Origin of the sequence: Rhodanobacter sp. FW021-MT20, from assembly GCF_041107475.1 — a bacterium.
GTDB classification, from domain to species: domain Bacteria; phylum Pseudomonadota; class Gammaproteobacteria; order Xanthomonadales; family Rhodanobacteraceae; genus Rhodanobacter_A; species Rhodanobacter_A glycinis.
Window position 1 is genome coordinate 181,720 of the sequence record NZ_JBGBPX010000003.1, and the last position, 17,251, is coordinate 198,970.

The 17,251-nt window shown below is 65.7% G+C and carries 14 protein-coding genes; 5 read left to right on the top strand and 9 right to left on the bottom strand.

Translation table 11 applies throughout. From position 1 onward, the window contains the following. Window positions 1-122 precede the first annotated feature (122 nt). From AB7849_RS05765 to AB7849_RS05790, 6 genes are all read right to left on the bottom strand, one after another. A complete protein-coding gene (locus AB7849_RS05765; protein ID WP_008213697.1) occupies window positions 123-506 on the bottom strand; it encodes a hypothetical protein in 384 nt (127 codons plus the stop codon). After that, window positions 503-1,783, bottom strand: coding sequence for a serine--tRNA ligase (serS, locus tag AB7849_RS05770; RefSeq protein ID WP_008213699.1), 1,281 nt, complete (start codon window positions 1,781-1,783; stop codon window positions 503-505). The genes AB7849_RS05765 and serS overlap by 4 nt, the downstream gene beginning before the upstream one ends. An 84-nt stretch (window positions 1,784-1,867) precedes the next feature. Further along, window positions 1,868-3,211: a replication-associated recombination protein A gene (locus tag AB7849_RS05775; protein WP_008213701.1), complete on the bottom strand. Its 1,344-nt coding sequence runs from the start codon at window positions 3,209-3,211 to the stop codon at window positions 1,868-1,870. Between the two features lie 33 nt (window positions 3,212-3,244). Further along, window positions 3,245-3,931, bottom strand: a complete 687-nt coding sequence (locus tag AB7849_RS05780; RefSeq protein WP_008213703.1) for a YoaK family protein — start codon at window positions 3,929-3,931, stop codon at window positions 3,245-3,247. 6 nt (window positions 3,932-3,937) lie between these two features. Then, window positions 3,938-4,600: an outer membrane lipoprotein chaperone LolA gene (gene lolA / locus AB7849_RS05785; RefSeq protein WP_008213705.1), complete on the bottom strand. Its 663-nt coding sequence runs from the start codon at window positions 4,598-4,600 to the stop codon at window positions 3,938-3,940. A gap of 168 nt (window positions 4,601-4,768) precedes the next feature. Next, window positions 4,769-7,096, bottom strand: coding sequence for a DNA translocase FtsK (locus AB7849_RS05790; RefSeq protein ID WP_037101044.1), 2,328 nt, complete (start codon window positions 7,094-7,096; stop codon window positions 4,769-4,771). A 359-nt stretch (window positions 7,097-7,455) separates the two neighbouring features. Here AB7849_RS05790 and trxB point away from each other — a divergent pair, with 359 nt between their 5' ends. From trxB to aat, 5 genes are all read left to right on the top strand, one after another. Continuing rightward, window positions 7,456-8,418: a thioredoxin-disulfide reductase gene (gene trxB / locus AB7849_RS05795; RefSeq protein WP_092705288.1), complete on the top strand. Its 963-nt coding sequence runs from the start codon at window positions 7,456-7,458 to the stop codon at window positions 8,416-8,418. A gap of 150 nt (window positions 8,419-8,568) precedes the next feature. Continuing rightward, on the top strand, window positions 8,569-9,828 hold the full coding sequence (locus tag AB7849_RS05800) for a DUF2254 domain-containing protein (protein ID WP_008213709.1): 1,260 nt from the start codon (window positions 8,569-8,571) through the stop codon (window positions 9,826-9,828). A 6-nt stretch (window positions 9,829-9,834) separates the two neighbouring features. Beyond that, the gene (locus AB7849_RS05805) at window positions 9,835-10,971 is read left to right on the top strand and encodes a GNAT family N-acetyltransferase (protein ID WP_369500698.1); all 1,137 of its coding nucleotides are present in this window, start codon (window positions 9,835-9,837) and stop codon (window positions 10,969-10,971) included. A 58-nt stretch (window positions 10,972-11,029) separates the two neighbouring features. Next, window positions 11,030-11,437 (top strand): TIGR03067 domain-containing protein, encoded by a 408-nt coding sequence (locus tag AB7849_RS05810; RefSeq protein WP_008213711.1) that lies wholly within the window; start codon window positions 11,030-11,032, stop codon window positions 11,435-11,437. A gap of 21 nt (window positions 11,438-11,458) precedes the next feature. Then, window positions 11,459-12,190 (top strand): leucyl/phenylalanyl-tRNA--protein transferase, encoded by a 732-nt coding sequence (gene aat / locus AB7849_RS05815; RefSeq protein WP_008213712.1) that lies wholly within the window; start codon window positions 11,459-11,461, stop codon window positions 12,188-12,190. On the opposite strand, the gene AB7849_RS05820 is transcribed toward aat, so the two are convergent. From AB7849_RS05820 to AB7849_RS05830, 3 genes are all read right to left on the bottom strand, one after another. Continuing rightward, on the bottom strand, window positions 12,179-13,012 hold the full coding sequence (locus AB7849_RS05820) for an HD-GYP domain-containing protein (RefSeq protein ID WP_008213713.1): 834 nt from the start codon (window positions 13,010-13,012) through the stop codon (window positions 12,179-12,181). The genes aat and AB7849_RS05820 overlap by 12 nt on opposite strands. 78 nt (window positions 13,013-13,090) lie before the next feature. After that, window positions 13,091-14,350 (bottom strand): flavodoxin-dependent (E)-4-hydroxy-3-methylbut-2-enyl-diphosphate synthase, encoded by a 1,260-nt coding sequence (gene ispG, locus AB7849_RS05825; protein ID WP_008213714.1) that lies wholly within the window; start codon window positions 14,348-14,350, stop codon window positions 13,091-13,093. Between the two features lie 933 nt (window positions 14,351-15,283). Further along, window positions 15,284-17,221, bottom strand: coding sequence for an acetyl-CoA hydrolase/transferase C-terminal domain-containing protein (locus tag AB7849_RS05830; RefSeq protein ID WP_008209727.1), 1,938 nt, complete (start codon window positions 17,219-17,221; stop codon window positions 15,284-15,286). Window positions 17,222-17,251 lie beyond the last annotated feature (30 nt).

Consider the following 17,251-nt stretch of genomic DNA (forward strand, 5'->3'; position numbering starts at 1 on the left):
TCTCTGGCGTTTGTCTGCGCGAACAGGCGTACTGCGTACGCCCCTACGGCAGTTTGATTCCGGGCTTCCTGCCCTCCCGCGAAAACCACGCTTCGTCTGCGACTCCGCGGCGCGCAATGCTATCAGGAACCGGGCGTGCGGCGCTCGTGCAGGTCTTTGCGCGACAGCGCGACCAATGCCCAGATCGCGATGGCGACCGGGATCAATGCCCCGATCAGCGGCAGCAGGATCTCCGGATGCCGGAAGGTCATCGGCAGCAATTGGGTCGCCGCGGCGTAGCCGACGATCAGCAGGCGCAGGCCGCGACGTCTGCGCGCAATCCATACGCTGGCCACCATCAGCACCAGCGCGATCACGCCGAGCACGATGTCCAGCCGCGGCACCGACCATACTTCGGCGAACCCAAGCCGGGTGAGGATCACGGAGGCCAGCACCACCATCAGGAAATAGCTGGCGTAGAACTCCACCTTGCTCCAGCGACCTTGCACGGGCGCCGGCGCATTCACGCGATGCGCTCCACGCCGCCCATGTAGGGCCGCAACGCGTCGGGCACGGTGATCGAGCCATCCGCGTTCTGGTTGTTCTCCATCACCGCGATCAGCGTACGCCCCACTGCAAGACCGGAACCGTTGAGGGTATGCACCAGTTCGGGCTTGCCGGTGTCGGCGTTGCGCACGCGCGCCTGCAGACGACGCGCCTGGAAGTCCTCGCAGTTGGAGCAGCTGGAGATTTCACGGTAGGTCTGCTGGCTGGGCAGCCACACTTCCAAGTCGTAGGTCTTCACCGCAGTGAAGCCCATATCACCGCTGCACAGGAGCATCTTGCGATAGGGCAGGCCGAGCTTCTGCAGCACGGCCTCGGCGTGGCCGACCATCTCTTCCAGTTGCGCATGTGACTGGTCGGCACGGGCGATGTGCACCATCTCGACCTTCTCGAACTGATGCTGCCGGATCATGCCGCGGGTATCGCGGCCGTAGCTGCCGGCCTCCGCGCGGAAGCACAACGAGTGCGCGGTGAAACGCAGCGGCAGTGCGTCGGCTTCCTGGATGGTGTCGCGCACCAGGTTGGTCAGCGAGACTTCGGCGGTAGGAATCAGGTAGCGCTTCGTTTCGCCGACTTCGGTGGCGAACAGGTCATCCTCGAACTTCGGCAACTGGCCGGTACCCTGCATGCTGTCGGCGTTGACGATCACCGGCACGTTGCACTCAAGGTAGCCGTGCTCGCCGGTATGCAAATCGAGCATGAACTGGGCGATCGCACGATGCAGGCGGGCAAGCTGGCCGCGCAGCACGGTGAAGCGTGCGCCGGACAGCTTGGCGCCGGCATCGCCGTCGAGCCAGCCATGACGCTCACCGAGTTCAACGTGGTCTTTCACCTTGAAGTCGAACGTGCGCGGCGTGCCCCAGCGTGCGATCTCGGCGTTGTCGCTTTCGTCCTTGCCGACCGGCACCGATTCGTGCGGGATATTCGGGATACCCAGCGCGATGCCAGCCAGTTTCGCCTGCACCTCGGCCAGCGCCTGCTCGTTGGCTTTCAGCTTGTCGCCGATGCCGGCGACCTCGGCCATCAGCGGCGCCACGTCCTCACCCTTGGACTTGGCCTGGCCGATCGCCTTGGAACGCGTGTTGCGCAGGTTCTGCAGATCCTGCGTCTCCGTCGAGAGCCGTTTGCGCTCGCTTTCCAGCGTTTCGACGGCAGAGACATCGAGGTCGAAACCGCGGGTTTGCTTGAGGCGTTCGGCGGTCTCGGCAAGGCGCGAGCGCAACAGGGCGGGGTCCAGCATGGGTGTGATCCGAATGACGTGCGTAGCCCTTGATTATCGCCGCCCACCCGGTGACCCGCAATGCGGCGCACATCCGGACGAAGCTTACGACTTGTGCCGGGCTTCCCGGCGTGCCGCGCGCAGAGCCTGCAGTTTCTCGCGCAATTTCAGCTCCAGCCCGCGTTCGACCGGTTCATAGAACACCGTGCCATCCAGCGCATCGGGCAGGCATTGCTGATCGAGCGCGACGCCACCTTCGGCATCGTGGTCGTACTGGTAGTTCTTGCCGTAGCCAAGCCCCTTCATCAGCTTGGTCGGTGCATTGCGCAGGTGCATCGGCACCTCCAGCGTGCCGCTTTCGCGCACCGCGGCACGCGCCTGGTTCCAGGCCTTGTAGGCGGCATTGCTCTTGGGCGCAACGGCTAGCCAGATCGCGAGCTGAGCCAGACCCAGTTCGCCTTCCGGGCTGCCCAGGCGCTCGTAGGTATCCCAGGCATCCAGTGCCATGCGCCATGCACGCGGCTCGGCCAGGCCAATGTCTTCCACGGCCATGCGGGTCATGCGCCGGGCCAGATAGGCCGGATCGCAGCCGCCATCGAGCATGCGTGCCAGCCAGTACACCGCGGCATCCGGATCGGACGAGCGCACCGACTTGTGCAGCGCCGAGATCTGGTCGTAGAACTGCTCGCCGCCCTTGTCGAAACGACGCGTGCGATCGGCCAGCACCTGCTCCAGGGTGGCCTCGTCGATACGGCCATCTTCGGCCAGTTCCGCTGCAATCTCCAGCAGGGTCAGGCCACGACGCACATCACCGTCAGCCGCCTGGGCAATGGACTCGAGCGACGCGTCGTCGATCTGCAACTGTTGTTCGCCAAGGCCCCGCTCGCCGTCATCCAGCGCCCGGCGCAGGGCAGCGATGATGTCCCCGGACGAGAGCGCTTCCAGCACATGCACGCGGCAGCGCGAGAGCAACGCCGAATTGAGTTCGAACGAGGGGTTCTCGGTGGTGGCGCCGACGAACAGGATCACGCCTTTTTCGATGTGCGGCAGGAAGGCATCCTGCTGCGCCTTGTTGAAGCGATGCACTTCGTCGACGAACAGCACGGTGCGCCGGCCGCGCGCGAAGTTGGCCTCGGCCTCGGCCAGTGCCTTGCGCACATCGGGCAAGCCGGACATCACGGCCGAGATCGCGCGGAAATCCGCGTCGGCATAGCGCGCCATCAGCAGGGCCAGGGTGGTCTTGCCGCAACCGGGCGGCCCCCACAGCACCATCGAATGCACGCGACCGGCTTCAAGCGCCCGGCGCAGCGGCTTGCCCTCCCCCACCAGGCGGCGCTGGCCGACGATCTCGTCGAGATCGCGCGGGCGCATGCGTTCGGCCAGCGGCTTGAGCGACTCGGGCTCATTGCCGGCGAAAAGGTCGGGGGAAGACGATGACGGGAAGGACATGGGCGGCATGATAACGCGCCGATCGCGCGCGGCTCAGTCGGGAATCCGCACCGTTTTCACCAGGTACTGGCGATAGAGGCTGTAACCCAGCCCGCAGGCGCCGGTCAGGGCGGCGGGAATCAGCAGGCTGCGTTCCTGCATCAGGCGGAACAGCAGCGCACCCGCCGCGCTGCCGAGCATGAAGGTGGTCGCCACCAGCACGCACAGGCGCAGGCGCAACATGTCCACGGGCAGGCGGCGCAGCATCTGCCCCAGGTAGATGCCCATGTCGGTGAAGATGCCGGTCACGTGCGTGGTGCGGAACACCATGCCGCTGTAGGTGCTGACCATGCCGTTCTGCAGGCCGACCGCGATCGACGCCAAGTACAGGCCGATCGAACTGTTCGCATCCAGCAGCGGCACGGCGGCGAACAGCAGCAGCGATTCCAGCGTCAGCGCCACGCCGTAGCGGCGCCCCAGTTTCAGCGTGCTCTGCTGCACGATGAAGCCGCTGAGCGCGGCGCCAAGCACGAACGAGGCGATCGTCAGCGCCCAGTGCCATGCTTCGCCGCCGTTGCCGGTGCCCAGCGAGATGCCGAGCAGGCTGGTGTTGCCCGTCATGTTGCTGATCGACTGGTGCCGGAAACCCAGGTAACCGGCGGCATTGACCATACCGGCGATGAAGGCGAGCACACCGCCGCCGAACCATGCCCAGCGCGGCAACTGGCGCAGCACGGGCATCGGTGGTCAGTCCTTCAACGGCTGAGTGCTGATCACCGGCAGGTCACCGATCACGTCGGCGCCCTTGGGCGGCGTGAAGTTGAATGTCTGCGGGGGAATCGCCACGTTGCGCTTCCAGTTCGAGAAACGGATGTTGGTGGTCGAGCCGAGCTGGTCGCGGAATGTCATGCGGGCCAAACCGTTGGCGTCGAAGCCGAGGTCCGCATAGTCGAACTGCGGATTGGCCGCGGTGGACGTGAGCCGCAGCCAGACCAGGCCGTCGTGCTCGCCCTTTTCGACCACCTTGAAGTTCTTGTCCAGTTGCGAGACGTCGGTGAGCACGGTCAGCGGACTGTGCGCTTCCTCGGTACTCTGCTTGCGCACGGTGACCTGCTCCAGCGACGGGTCGTACATCCATACCCGGCTGCCGTCGGCCACGATGGTCTGCTTGTACGGCGTGAGCGTATCCCAGCGGAATTCGCGCGGCGCCTCCAATGCCAGCGTGCCGGAACTGGTTTGCCCAGGCTGGCCGTCGACGTTGGTGAGCGTCTGGGTGAACTGGCCGGTGAGCGAGTGCAGGTCGTGCGCAAAAGCATCCAGTCGCGCACGAGCGGGACCGGAAGCGGCCTGGGCCCCGGCGCTCAGCGACAGCACCAGCGCGGCGGTAACGGCGAGCATGAAGCGTTTCATCGGATTCCCTGCTGACGGCAATGACGTTGAATTGTGGCCAGTCATCGCTTAACGGACCTGTAGGAGCCGGCTGGCGGGCGATGCTCTTCTCGAAAACTTGTAAAAGCATCGCCCGCCAGCGGGCTCCTACGGAATTGCTGGGAACAACGGGCGTCTATCGGTGTTTCATCAATTTTTCGGTGGTGGTGGCGCCAGCACCTCGCGGTTGCCATTGTGCTGCGGAGCGCTGACCACACCATCCTGCTCCATCTGCTCGACCAGCCGCGCGGCGCGGTTGTAGCCGATGCGCAAATGGCGCTGCACGCCGGAGATCGAGGCGCGGCGCGTCTGCGTGACGACGGCCACGGCCTTGTCGTACAACTGGGCATCGGCATCGCCGCCCTCCTCGCCGTCTTGCGGCAGGCCGGAATCGTTGATGAACTTGCCGTCGGACGTGGCCTGCACTTCTTCCAGCACGCCTTCGACGTACTGCGGCTCGCCCTGGGCCTTCAGCCAGTTCACCACGCCATGCACCTCGTGGTCGTCGACGAAAGCACCATGCACGCGCTCGGGCGTGGCAGTGCCCGGCGGCAGGTAGAGCATGTCGCCGTGGCCAAGCAATGCTTCGGCGCCGGATTGATCGAGAATCGTGCGCGAGTCAATCTTGGACGACACCTGGAACGCGATGCGGGTGGGGATGTTGGCCTTGATCAGGCCGGTGATCACATCCACCGACGGGCGCTGGGTGGCCAGGATCAGGTGCACGCCGGCAGCACGCGCCTTCTGCGCCAGGCGGGCGATCAGCTCCTCGACCTTCTTGCCGACGATCATCATCATGTCGGCGAACTCGTCGATGATGACCACGATGTTCGGCAGCGGCTCCAGCGGCTCGGCCGCCAGGTTGGGCATTTCGGGATTGGGCCGGAACAGCGGGTCCAGCAGCGGCTGGCCGGCGTTCTCGGCCTCTTTCACCTTCTTGTTGAAACCGCCCAGGTTGCGTACGCCCACTGCGGCCATCAGCTTGTAGCGGCGCTCCATCTCGGCCACGCACCAGCGCAGCGCGTTGGCGGCTTCCTTCATGTCGGTGACCACCGGTGCCAGCAGATGCGGAATGCCCTCGTAGACCGAGAGCTCCAGCATCTTCGGGTCAATCATGATCAGCCGCACATCCTTGTAGCTGGCTTTGTACAGCAGGCTCAACACCATCGCGTTCACCGCGACGGACTTGCCCGAACCGGTGGTGCCGGCCACCAGCAGGTGCGGCATCTTGGCCAGGTCCACCACCACGGGTTTTCCGCCGATGTCCTTGCCCAGTGCCAGCGCCAGCGGCGACTTGATCTGGTCGTACTTGTCCGAACGCAGGATCTCGGACAGGTAGACGATCTGCTTGCGGGTATTGGGAATTTCCAGGCCGATCACGTTCTTGCCCGGAATCACGTCGACCACGCGCACGCTGACCACCGACAGGCCACGCGCAATGTCCTTGTCCAGGCTGGACACCTGCGAGCCGCGAATGCCCGGCGCGGGCTCCAGCTCGAAACGGGTGATCACCGGGCCGGGGTACACGCCGACCACCTTGGCCTCGATGCGGAAATCCTTCAACTTCAGCTCGACCTGGCGCGACAGCACTTCCAGCGTTTCTTCCGAATAACCCGGCCCCTGATCCGGCGCCTCGTCAAGCAGCGACAGCGGCGGCAGCTCGCCGGGCTGCGAGGCGCCGCTGAACAACGGGATCTGCGTTTCCAGCCTGGCGCGCTCGCTCTTCGCCACCGGCGCGGGCGGCGTTTCGATACGCACCGGCTCGCGCTTGGCCTGCTTCACCGCGTCGACCTTCTTGACCACCTCGCGCTCGGCGCGGGCCTGGCGCGCCGCCAGCTGGTCCGGCATCCGGCGCAGCTTGCCACCGGCCCAGGCCAATGCGCGCACCACGCCCTGCCCGGTCCAGTCCATCACCCGGAACCATGACAACCCGGTGGCCAGCGTCACCGCAATCAGGAATATCGCCAGCAACAGCAACGGTGCGCCTTCGTTGCCGAAGGCACGGCCCATGCCGTAGCTCACCGCATGGCCGACTACGCCACCGGCGCCCTCGGGCAACATGTTGCTGGCGGGGAAATTGAGCGTACACAACGCCGGCGCGGTAACGAAGAAGAACACCGAGCCGACCAGCCGCAACGAGGATTCCCACGGTTGGGCATTGCGCTCGCCATGGTGGCGCAGCACCTGCACGCCCAGGAACAGCAGCAGCAACGGGAAACAGTACGCCACGCCGCCGAACAGGTAGCGCAGCAAGTCCGCGATGTAAGCGCCCACGGTGCCGCAGAGGTTGTGCACATGCCCGGCGGACCCGGCATGCGACCACCCCGGGTCGCGCGCGTCGTAGCTGGCCACGCAGACCAGCAGGAACAGCGCCAGCGGCAGCAGCACCAGCGCGCCGGCCTCGCGAAGACGGCGCTTGAGCTCTTCGCTCAAGCCGGCCTTTTCCTTTTCTTTCTTTGCGTTTGCGCTACGCGGCACCGTGATGACTTTCCTCTGGGATACGGGACGATTAAACCATGCCCGGCAAGACCGTACGCACTCCCCGAACGCCGCCGGCACGGATTCCCGCGCTCCGCGGCCGGGAACCATGGCAGGCACCGGATATCCGGCCGCCGCCCGAATCGCGGCGGAAACGGCCAGGAACAAGGCCGCCGGCGCCGCCCCGGCGGCAACGGCCATGGCACATCCTGACAGCATCCACCCATTGCGCCTTGAATCAGCCGCCGGACTTCCCCATTCTTGCGGGTTCCAGCCTTACCCGCATGCCCCGGCGCAAGCTTGCACGGCATCGGGGAATTGGCCATTCATGCTGCCTGCACACCCGAGGATCCTGTCCAATGAGCGTCACCTCCAAACACAGCCGCCTGCTGATTCTCGGCTCCGGCCCCGCCGGCTACACCGCCGCGGTGTATGCCGCCCGGGCCAACCTGAAGCCGACGCTGGTCACCGGTCTGCAGCAGGGTGGCCAGTTGATGACCACCACCGACGTGGACAACTGGCCGGGTGACGTGGAGGGCCTGCAAGGTCCCGCGCTGATGCAGCGCATGGCCGAGCATGCCGAGCGCTTCAACACCGAGATGATCTTCGACCACATCCACACGGCGGACCTGAAGCAGCGCCCGTTCCGGCTCAAGGGCGATTCCGGCGAATACACCGCCGACGCGCTGATCATCACCACCGGCGCCACCGCGAAGTACCTGGGCATCGCCAGCGAGGAGAAGTTCAAGGGCAAGGGCGTCTCGGCCTGCGCCACTTGCGACGGCTTCTTCTTCCGCGAGCAGGACGTGGTGGTGATCGGCGGCGGCAACACCGCGGTCGAGGAAGCGCTGTACCTGGCCAACATCTGCCGCAAGGTCTACCTGGTGCATCGCCGCGACAAGCTGCGTGCCGAAAAGATCATGCAGGACAAGCTGTTCGAGAAAGCCGCCGCCGGCAAGATCGAGCTGGTCTGGAACCACACCATCGACGAGGTGCTGGGCGACGACAGCGGCGTCACCGGCGTGCGCGTGAAGGACGTCAACTCCGACGCCACCCGCGAGATCGAAGCCACCGGCTTCTTCGTGGCGATCGGCCATACGCCGAACACGGGCATTTTCGAAGGTCAGCTCGACATGCACGATGGCTACATCAAGATCCACAGCGGCCAGCAAGGCATGGCCACGATGACCTCGGTGCCCGGCGTGTTCGCCGCCGGCGACGTGGCCGACCACGTCTACCGCCAGGCGATCACCTCGGCCGGCTTCGGCTGCATGGCTGCGCTGGATGCCGAACGCTGGCTGGACCAACAGACCCCGGCCTGAACCACCCGGTGATGGCGGGCGCGGCCCGCCATCACCCACGCCGCGTCATCCGGCGTTGCACGCCGCCGTCGTACCATGCCCGGACAGCCCGGCCCTGCGACCTCGGTCGACATCCGGGCCTGATTCCTCGCCAGCCAGGGACTCGACGCGATGCATGCCAAATGGCTTTTTATCGGCAGCCAGTTCACCCGCCGGATGTGGTTCCGCGCCACGCTCTACGGCGTCTTCGGCGTGGCCTCGGCGCTACTCGGCGCGCTGCTGCGGCCGTGGCTGCCGGAGGGCCTTGCCACCCGCATCGGCGCCGACGCCGTCGGCAACATCCTGGGCATCCTGGCGTCCAGCATGCTGGCCGTCACCACCTTCTCGCTATCGACGATGGTCACGTCGTACGTCGCTGCCGGCAGCAGCGCCACGCCGCGCGCGTCCAAATTGCTGATCGAGGATTCGGCGGCACAAGGCGCCCTGGCCAGTTTCATCGGCGCTTTCCTGTTCAGCATCGTCGGACTGATCGCCCTGAGCGCCGGCATCTACGGCGACAGCGGTCGCCTGGTGCTGTTCGCCGCCACCGTCGTGCTGATCGTGGTCATCGTGATCACCCTGCTGCGCTGGATCGACCAGCTTTCGCGGCTGGGCCGCGTGGGCGAAACCATCAATCGCGTCGAACGCGCCACGCGCGAAGCGATGCAGCAACACCTGCGCGATCCATGGCTGGGCGGCACGCCGTGCAAGGCCGTTCCCGCAGGCACGCATGCCGTGGAAAGCGACCGCATCGGTTACGTGCAATACATCGACACCGGCCTGCTGCAGGCCATCGCCGAAGAGCAGTCGCTGGAACTGTGGGTCAACGCGCCCGCCGGAACCTATGCCGCCCCGGGACGCGCCGTCGTCCATGCCTCGCGCAAGGTCGACGACGAGCTGCGCAAGCGCCTGGCCGATGCCTTCGTGATCGGCGACGGGCGCGACTTCCGCCAGGATCCACGCTTCGGTTTCGTGGTGCTCACCGAAATCGCGCAACGCGCGCTATCGCCCGCCGTCAATGATCCCGGCACCGCGATCGACGTGCTCGGTACGGTCACCCGCCTGTTGTGCCAATGGGCGCGCCAGGCCGAAAACGGTGACACCCCGTCGACACGCCACGGGCGCATCCATGTGCCGCCGCTTGCCGTGGGCGACTGCTTCGATGACGTGTTCGCGCCCTTGTCGCGCGATGCGGGCGGCATGTTGGAAGTCGGCATTCGCCTGCGCAAATCACTGGCCACGCTTGGCGGCCTCGGCTTCGCCCCGTTCGAATCACCGGTGCGGCAGCATGCCTCGCGCGCGCTGGAACTGGCCGCAAAGGCTTTGCCGTTGGAACGGGATCGGCGCGAACTCGAGGCCATTCCCGTCGGTGCGGCGACCGGCAAAGACTGATCGCGCATGACGCTCACCACACGCTTCCACGCCCATGTCGCCGACATGCCGCAGGCCGACTGGGACGCGCTTCGGCCGGACGACAATCCGTTCGTCTCGCACGCGTTCCTGCACGCACTGGAACGCGACGGCTGCGTGCGCCCCGAATGGGGCTGGCAGGCCCATCACCTCGGGCTGTACGAACGCGACCGCCTGGTGGCCGCCGCGCCGCTGTACCTGAAAGGCAATTCGCACGGCGAGTTCGTGTTCGACTGGAGCTGGGCCAGCGCGTGGGAACGCGCCGGCGGCCAGTACTATCCCAAGCTGCTCTGCGGCGTGCCGTATTCGCCCGTACCCGGTCCGCGCCTGCTGGCCGGCAACAATGCACTGCAGGCACCGATCCTGCAACGTGCACTGGTCGAGGCTATGCGTGAGGAAGCCGAGCAGCGCGGCCTGTCGTCGGTCCACGCCAATTTCCTCACCGAGCGCGAAGCGACCGCTTTCGACATGGACTGGCTCGCACGCACCGATGTGCAGTTCCATTGGCACAACCGCGGCTGGCGCGACTTCGAGGATTTCCTTGCCACGCTCAACCACAAGAAGCGCAAGAACATCCATCACGAACGCGCCCGCGTCGCCAGCAGCGGCCTGGACATCGAATGGCGCGCCGGCCGTGAATTGCGGCTGGACGAATGGCGCCAGATCCATGCGCTGTACCAGGCCACCTTCGATGCCCGGGGCAACCACGCCGCATTGACCACCGCTTTCTTCAGCCGTCTCGGCGAGCTGGGCGATACCGTGCAACTCGCCCTGGCGCGCAACGGTGACGAAATCGTGGCGATGGCGTTGTTCCTGCACAGCGACAACGTTCTGTACGGCCGCTACTGGGGCGCCACCATCGACGTGCCCGGCCTGCATTTCGAACTGTGCTACTACCGCGGCATCGAATACGCCATCGCGCACAAGCTGCAGCGTTTCGAACCCGGTGCGCAGGGCGAGCACAAGCTGGCACGCGGCTTCCTGCCGGCCACGACGCACTCCCGCCACTACCTGGTGCACGAGGGTTTCCGCGAGGCTGTGCAGAAAGCGCTTGAACACGAATCCGCGGACATGGCCGCCTACACCGAAACCTTGCTCACGCACACGCCATACGCCAAGCGCTGACGTGGCATCATGCAGCGGTCTTCATGCGAGAAGGCCCCAGCTACCGATAAGGATGCACATGCCGCACACCCACGACACGTTTGCCGCCGACGCTTCCGCGCGCGACCTTGCCGCCTTGCAGGGCACATGGGAACAAGTCGATTTCGAGGAAAACGGGGTAGCCAATCCGCCCGACATCCATGGCGCGCCCGGGGCCATCACCGTGATCCGTGGCCAGCACTTCGAGGTGCGCACCATCGAGGGCGGGTTGTTGCTGGAAGGCAGCTTCGAGATCGATGCCTCGGCAACCCCCAAGGCCATCACCTGGACGGACTCGATGGGATCGGATGCAGGCAAGCCTCTTCCCGCCATCTACACGCTCGATGGCGACCGTTTTGTGTTCATCGCCTCCGATGAAGGCATGCCGCGCCCCCAGGTGTTCCGCACCACGCAAGGACAAACCATGCGCAGCTTCGTCCGCAAGTAAGCAAAACCGTTCACGTCGATCATGATCCACCTGCCCTTGCTTGAAGACGACGCACCGGACCGCTTTCCCGATCCGGCGCGCGCCCTGTCTGAACCGAACGGCCTGCTCGCCTTCGGCGGCGATCTCTCGCCGCAGCGCCTGCTGGAGGCTTATGCGCGGGGGATCTTTCCGTGGTACGGCGAAGGCCAGCCGATCCTGTGGTGGTCGCCCGATCCGCGTTGCGTGTTCGATACCGGCGAGATGAAACCGAACCGCAGCCTGCGCCGACTGCTGGCGCGCACGTCCTGGCACGTCAGCGTGGACCGCGCGTTCCGTGAAGTGATCGAAGCCTGCGCCGAACCACGTCAAGACGAACCCGGTACCTGGATCACTCCCGCGATGATGGATGCCTACACCGCCCTGCACGCCCAGGGCCACGCACACAGCGTCGAAGTATGGGATGGCGGCCACCTGGTCGGTGGCATCTACGGCGTGGCGGTCGGCCGATTGTTCTGCGGCGAATCGATGTTCAGTCGCCAAAGCGGCGGCTCGAAAGTCGCGCTGATGGCGCTGGCTGCACGATTGCGCGAGTGGGGCTTCCCGCTGCTCGATGCGCAGGTGGTCAACCCGCACCTGCTGTCACTCGGTGCACGGGAGATTCCGCGCATCGACTTCCTTGCCCGGGTACGCGAATTGGTGGCGCTCCCGCTCGTCGAAGGCAGCTGGAGCGATGGCGCCGCCCGACCCGCACAGGATCTGCTGTCAGGAACCTGACGGCGCGCCGGACTCGGCATGCGCCAGCAGCTTCAGTTCGTCGAGATGGTCCAGGAACAACGCGACCAGGTGCGGATCGAGTTGGGAGCCGGCCACCTGACGCAGGTACGCAATCACTTCGTCCTGCGGCCATGCCGGCTTGTACACGCGCGGATGGCTCAGTGCATCCCACACGTCCACCACGCTGAACACGCGCGCCGCCAACGGGATCGCCTCGCCACGCAAGCCCTGCGGATAACCGGCGCCATCCCAGCGTTCGTGGTGGCTGTATGGCACGTCGGAGGCGGCACGCAGGAAGCCCACTTTCTGCAGCATGTCGTGCCCGATCTTCGGATGCGTGCGCATCAACGTGGTTTCCGCCTCGTCGAGCTTGCCCGGCTTGATCAGGATGGCATCGGGCAACGCCAGCTTGCCGATGTCGTGCAGCAACGCGCCGAAGCGCAGGTTGCGCAAGGCTTCATCCTTCATGCCGGCCAGTCGTCCCAGCCCCACCGACATGCGGGTCACGCGGTCGGAATGGTCGCTGGTTTCCTTGTGCCGCGCATCCATCGCCTCCACCAGCACGCGCAATGATTGCTCGTTGCCGGCCACCAGCTCGGCATTGGCGACGGCGAGCCGACGCACGGCATGCCCGACCATCGCGTACAGCAGCACGCCCGAGCCAAGCACGAACAACCAGCCCTTGAGACTTTGCAACCAGGTGAGCCGCTGCGGGTCATGCACCATCCACTCAAGCGCCCGATCGGAAAACCAGATCCAGACGACGGCGATGACCACGTAGATGGACGCGGTGCGAAATTGCGGACTGGTCGTCAACGTCATGCCCCCTTACATGCGCATCCACGCAAAGCCGACATCCTGCCATCGCCCCAGGCCCGCTGGTGTGCCGTTGTTCGCGCTTCAGTCCGCGCGGGCCACATACTTCCGGGCTACGTACTCGTCCAGTATGCCCACAAATTCACGGGCAATGTTATCCCCGCGCAGGGTCATCGCCTTTTCGCCGTCGATGAACACCGGGGCCGCCGGCGCCTCGCCATTGCCGGGCAGCGAAATGCCGATATTGGCGTGCTTGGATTCGCCCGGCCCGTTGACGATGCAGCCCATCACCGCCAGGGTGAGGTTTTCCACGCCGTCGTACTTCACCCGCCACAACGGCATCTGTTCGCGCACGTGCTCCTGCACCACCTTGGCCAGTTCCTGGAAGAACTCGCTGGTGGTACGGCCGCAACCCGGACAGGCGGTGACCAGCGGCGTGAACGAGCGCAGTCCCATGGTCTGCAACAGCTCCTGCGCCACGATCACCTCGCCGGTGCGCGAGGCACCCGGTTCCGGCGTAAGCGAGATGCGGATGGTATCGCCGATGCCTTCCTGCAACAGCACCGCCAGCGCCGCACTGGACGCGGTAATGCCCTTCGAGCCCATGCCGGCCTCGGTCAGGCCCAGGTGCAACGCGTAATCGCAGCGCGTGGAAATGTCGCGGTACACCGCGATCAGCTCCTGCACACCGGAGACCTTGCACGACAGGATGATGCGATCGCGCGGCAGGCCAAGTTCCTCGGCCCGCGTGGCCGAATCCAGCGCCGAACGGATCAGCGCCTCGCGCGCCACGTGGGAGGCGTCCCACGGCTCGGCGCGAGTGGCGTTCTCGTCCATCAGACGGGCCACCATCGACTGGTCCAGCGAACCCCAGTTGGCGCCAATGCGTACCGGCTTGCCGTACTGGATCGCCTTTTCGATGATCGAGGCAAACTGGCTTTCGTGCTTCTTGCCGAAACCGACGTTGCCCGGATTGATGCGGTATTTCGCCAGCGCCTCGGCGCAGGCCGGCTCGCGTTCCAGCAACTGGTGGCCGTTGTAGTGGAAGTCACCGATGATCGGCACCTCCACGCCCATCATCGCCAAGCGATCGCGGATGTGCGGCACCGCGGCCGCGGCCGCCGGCGTGTTCACCGTGATGCGCACCAGCTCGGAACCGGCACGGGCCAGCTCGGCGATCTGTTTCGCCGTGCTTGCCGGGTCCTCGGTGTCGGTGTTGGTCATCGACTGCACCACGATGGGCGCGCCACCACCCACTTTCACCTTGCCGATCTGCACGCCCACGCTGGGACGACGGGCCGCCGGCTCGGCCGGACGCGGTTGCTGGGGGGGAAATTCGTTCATGGATCAGTCGACTGGGAATGTTGGGGTGCCACTTGGTGTGGCGATGCTTACAAGGATACTCGATTGAATATGTTTGATTGTTTTCGGGAGGTGCTTGCGCATCGGTTGCTCGCCTGCGGCGGGCTTTTGCTCGTTCTGACGTGGTCGATAGGTGGCTCGCCTGAGGCGGGCTTTCGCTCGTTCTGACGTGATCGATGGGTGGCTCGCCTGCGGCGGGCTTTCGCTCGCATTGGCGTGGTCGATGGCTGGCTCGCTTGCAGCGGGCTTTCGAGCGCCTGCCGGCGCCCGAGTTACCTCTCTTTGCTGGCCCAAAGAGACGTAACCCAGAGAAATGGCCTGATGGGACCCGCCGACCCTACAAGCCTGATCGGTCGAGGTGTTTGGAACCTGCGTGACACTTCCTGTTACACGCACGGCCACGCCGCGCCGTCACCGAAAACTGAGGGGTAGGAAGAGCGGACGCGTGTGGTCGAACTTGGCGCTGTGGTGTGCGGTTTTCATCCCCTTCGAGAAGCGGCGCGCGGCGGAGGATCAGGCCCGCAGGGTGGTCGGCATGGATGCCGGCCAGTTCGACGCCAGGGCAGGCGACGGCATGGATGCCGGAGTTGAGGCAACGCAGGACGCAGTTGCCCGATGCCCTGTCGGCGAACCCCCGTAGCCGGGCGCGGACCCGCCGGCTCGCAGAGCCGGTGGGCGCGAACGCAGGGGGCCCCTCTTTTGGTTCCGTTTTCTCGGGCGAGCGAGAAAATGAACCCGGCCGCCGGCAGGCGGACGGAACCCCCGACATCGAAGATGGCGGCACGCTAGCGGTACATCTCCGTCAAGGCAATAGAACGAAAGCTGGAAGCACTTCCAATGGACGAACACCTGGTCATCCAGTATCTCGGTCGCGCCTTTCGCAAGCGCCGCTAACGCAACCTGAACACCCCGCACTCAATGCCGGAGCGCAGCCTGCAACAATCGCCGCTGCAGGCGCTCGCCGAGGGTCGCCGGCGCCTGCAACCCCATCCGTAGCAGGGCTTCATCTTCCCCGGCAGCAGGTTCTCGCCGCTGCAGCACGGCACGCAGCAAACGGTAGCGTCCGCGCCATGTGGCGCCCTCGGCTTGCAGCCACTTCAACGCGGGCAGCAGGCGCTGCTCCACTTCGTCGAAATCGCTGCCGAAGGGGAATGTGGGCAACAGTCCCTGCTCGCGCCATGGCGCCAATGTTTCGCGCAGGTGTTCGGGCGTGTGCTGGCGCCAGGCGTCGGGGATGTGGAAGTCCAGCGAGAGTTTGCCGTGCGCCTTGGCTTCGGCGGCCAGTGCATCGAGGAAGCGGGCATCGGTGATCGACAGCATCGCTTCGATGCACTCGCTGTCGCTCTTGCCGCGCAGATCGGCTACACCGTATTCGGTGACCACCAGGTCGCGCAGATGGCGCGGAATGGTGGTCTGGCCGTAGTTCCAGCGGATATTGGTTTGCACGCCGGCGCTGCCTTGCCGGGTGGCGCGCAGCAGCAGCACCGAACGCCCGTTAGGCAATTCGTGCGCCATCGCCACGAAGTTGTACTGGCCGCCCACGCCGCTGACCACGTGGCCATCTTCCAGCGTGTCGGACACGGCCGCGCCGAGCAGCGTCGCCATCATGCAGGTGTTGAAGAAACGCGCGCCGCGACGCTGCAGCGACGCCAGCGCCTGGTGATCGCCGTAAAGCTGGTTGACGTTGGAAACACGGCACATGTCGATGGCGTCGGGATCGGCCGCCTCGGTCGCAGCCAGCCAGTCGTACAGCTCGCGCGTGCCCAGGAAAAATGCGCCACGCAGGTAATGTCCACCCGGCACGTCAGCGGGCAGGCGGCCGGCCGCCGAGGCGCGTTCCAGTGCCATGTTGTCCCAGCTGCGCCGCTTGAGGATGCCGGCACGCTGCAGGTGCATGAAGCCGTCCATCACCATCTCGCTGGCGCCGTACAGCCCGCTTTCGAACGCATCCAGTCCGCCGTAATGCGCGGCTGCGGCATGCGTGGTCTGACCGGAATCCAGCGCCTGCAACGCCGCACGCCATGACCGGTTGTCCTGATGGCGCAGCAGCAAGGCCTTGACCAGTGCATCGGACAGCGCGCCGATGCCGATCTGCAGGCAGCCGCCGTCCTTCACCAGCGCACTGGCATGCAGGCCCAGCGCGTATTCGACCGTGTCCACCGGCTGGCGCGGCAACGCGAACAGCGGCGGCGACGCGGCGGGCGCCAACTCGATGTCGAAGAAGTCTTCCGCCACCTCGGCGTTGCCGCTCAGGTAGGGCAACTGTGGATGCACCACCGCCACGCACAACGGACGCGGCTTGCCGGCGGCCTTCAGCCGATCGAGGAAATCCAGCGTGAGATCGGGATTGCACGACAGGCTGTAGCGCACGCCCGCCGGTGTCTCGCGCCGCGCCACCAGTTGCACCAGCAGGTTGATGTCCTGCACCACCAGGTCGCGCGCCACGTGCGTGTAGTTCTGGCTGATATAGCTGCGCTGCGCACTGCCCGAATGCAGCATCGCGCCGGACTGCAGGTAGAACTCGTGCACGGCCACGTTCGGCGGCAGCGTGCCGCGGGCCTGGTCCAGCGCATACTGCGGATCTTCGCAGTCCGCGCCGAAATGCCGGTCTAGAAACGGCTGCAGGAAGCGCGCTTCCAGGCCCGGTTTCGGCTGCGGGCGGGTCAACGACAACGCGGTGTACAGCGTCATCGACCGCCAGGTGTCCGCATGCACCCTCCGGTACAGCGCATTGAGCAGCCCGTGCGGCTTGCCCAGTCCCAGCGGCGCGGCCACACGCAGGTCCGCGCCCACGCGTTCGACGATCAGGCGGGCACAGGCATCGGTATCGGCAAGTCGTTGATCCGGTGACATGGCCCGATCATGCCAGAACCCTTGTGATGG

Excerpts from the sequence above, each read along its gene's own strand:
- AB7849_RS05775 (WP_008213701.1), bottom strand. The coding sequence starts at position 3,211 with ATGTCCTTCCCGTCATCGTCTTCCCCCGACCTTTTCGCCGGCAATGAG.
- AB7849_RS05800 (WP_008213709.1), top strand. The coding sequence starts at position 8,569 with ATGCATGCCAAATGGCTTTTTATCGGCAGCCAGTTCACCCGCCGGATG.
- trxB (WP_092705288.1), top strand. The coding sequence starts at position 7,456 with ATGAGCGTCACCTCCAAACACAGCCGCCTGCTGATTCTCGGCTCCGGC.
- serS (WP_008213699.1), bottom strand. The coding sequence starts at position 1,783 with ATGCTGGACCCCGCCCTGTTGCGCTCGCGCCTTGCCGAGACCGCCGAA.
- AB7849_RS05810 (WP_008213711.1), top strand. The coding sequence starts at position 11,030 with ATGCCGCACACCCACGACACGTTTGCCGCCGACGCTTCCGCGCGCGAC.
- AB7849_RS05830 (WP_008209727.1), bottom strand. The coding sequence starts at position 17,221 with ATGTCACCGGATCAACGACTTGCCGATACCGATGCCTGTGCCCGCCTG.
- lolA (WP_008213705.1), bottom strand. The coding sequence starts at position 4,600 with ATGAAACGCTTCATGCTCGCCGTTACCGCCGCGCTGGTGCTGTCGCTG.
- aat (WP_008213712.1), top strand. The coding sequence starts at position 11,459 with ATGATCCACCTGCCCTTGCTTGAAGACGACGCACCGGACCGCTTTCCC.
- AB7849_RS05780 (WP_008213703.1), bottom strand. The coding sequence starts at position 3,931 with ATGCCCGTGCTGCGCCAGTTGCCGCGCTGGGCATGGTTCGGCGGCGGT.
- AB7849_RS05805 (WP_369500698.1), top strand. The coding sequence starts at position 9,835 with ATGACGCTCACCACACGCTTCCACGCCCATGTCGCCGACATGCCGCAG.
- AB7849_RS05820 (WP_008213713.1), bottom strand. The coding sequence starts at position 13,012 with ATGACGTTGACGACCAGTCCGCAATTTCGCACCGCGTCCATCTACGTG.
- ispG (WP_008213714.1), bottom strand. The coding sequence starts at position 14,350 with ATGAACGAATTTCCCCCCCAGCAACCGCGTCCGGCCGAGCCGGCGGCC.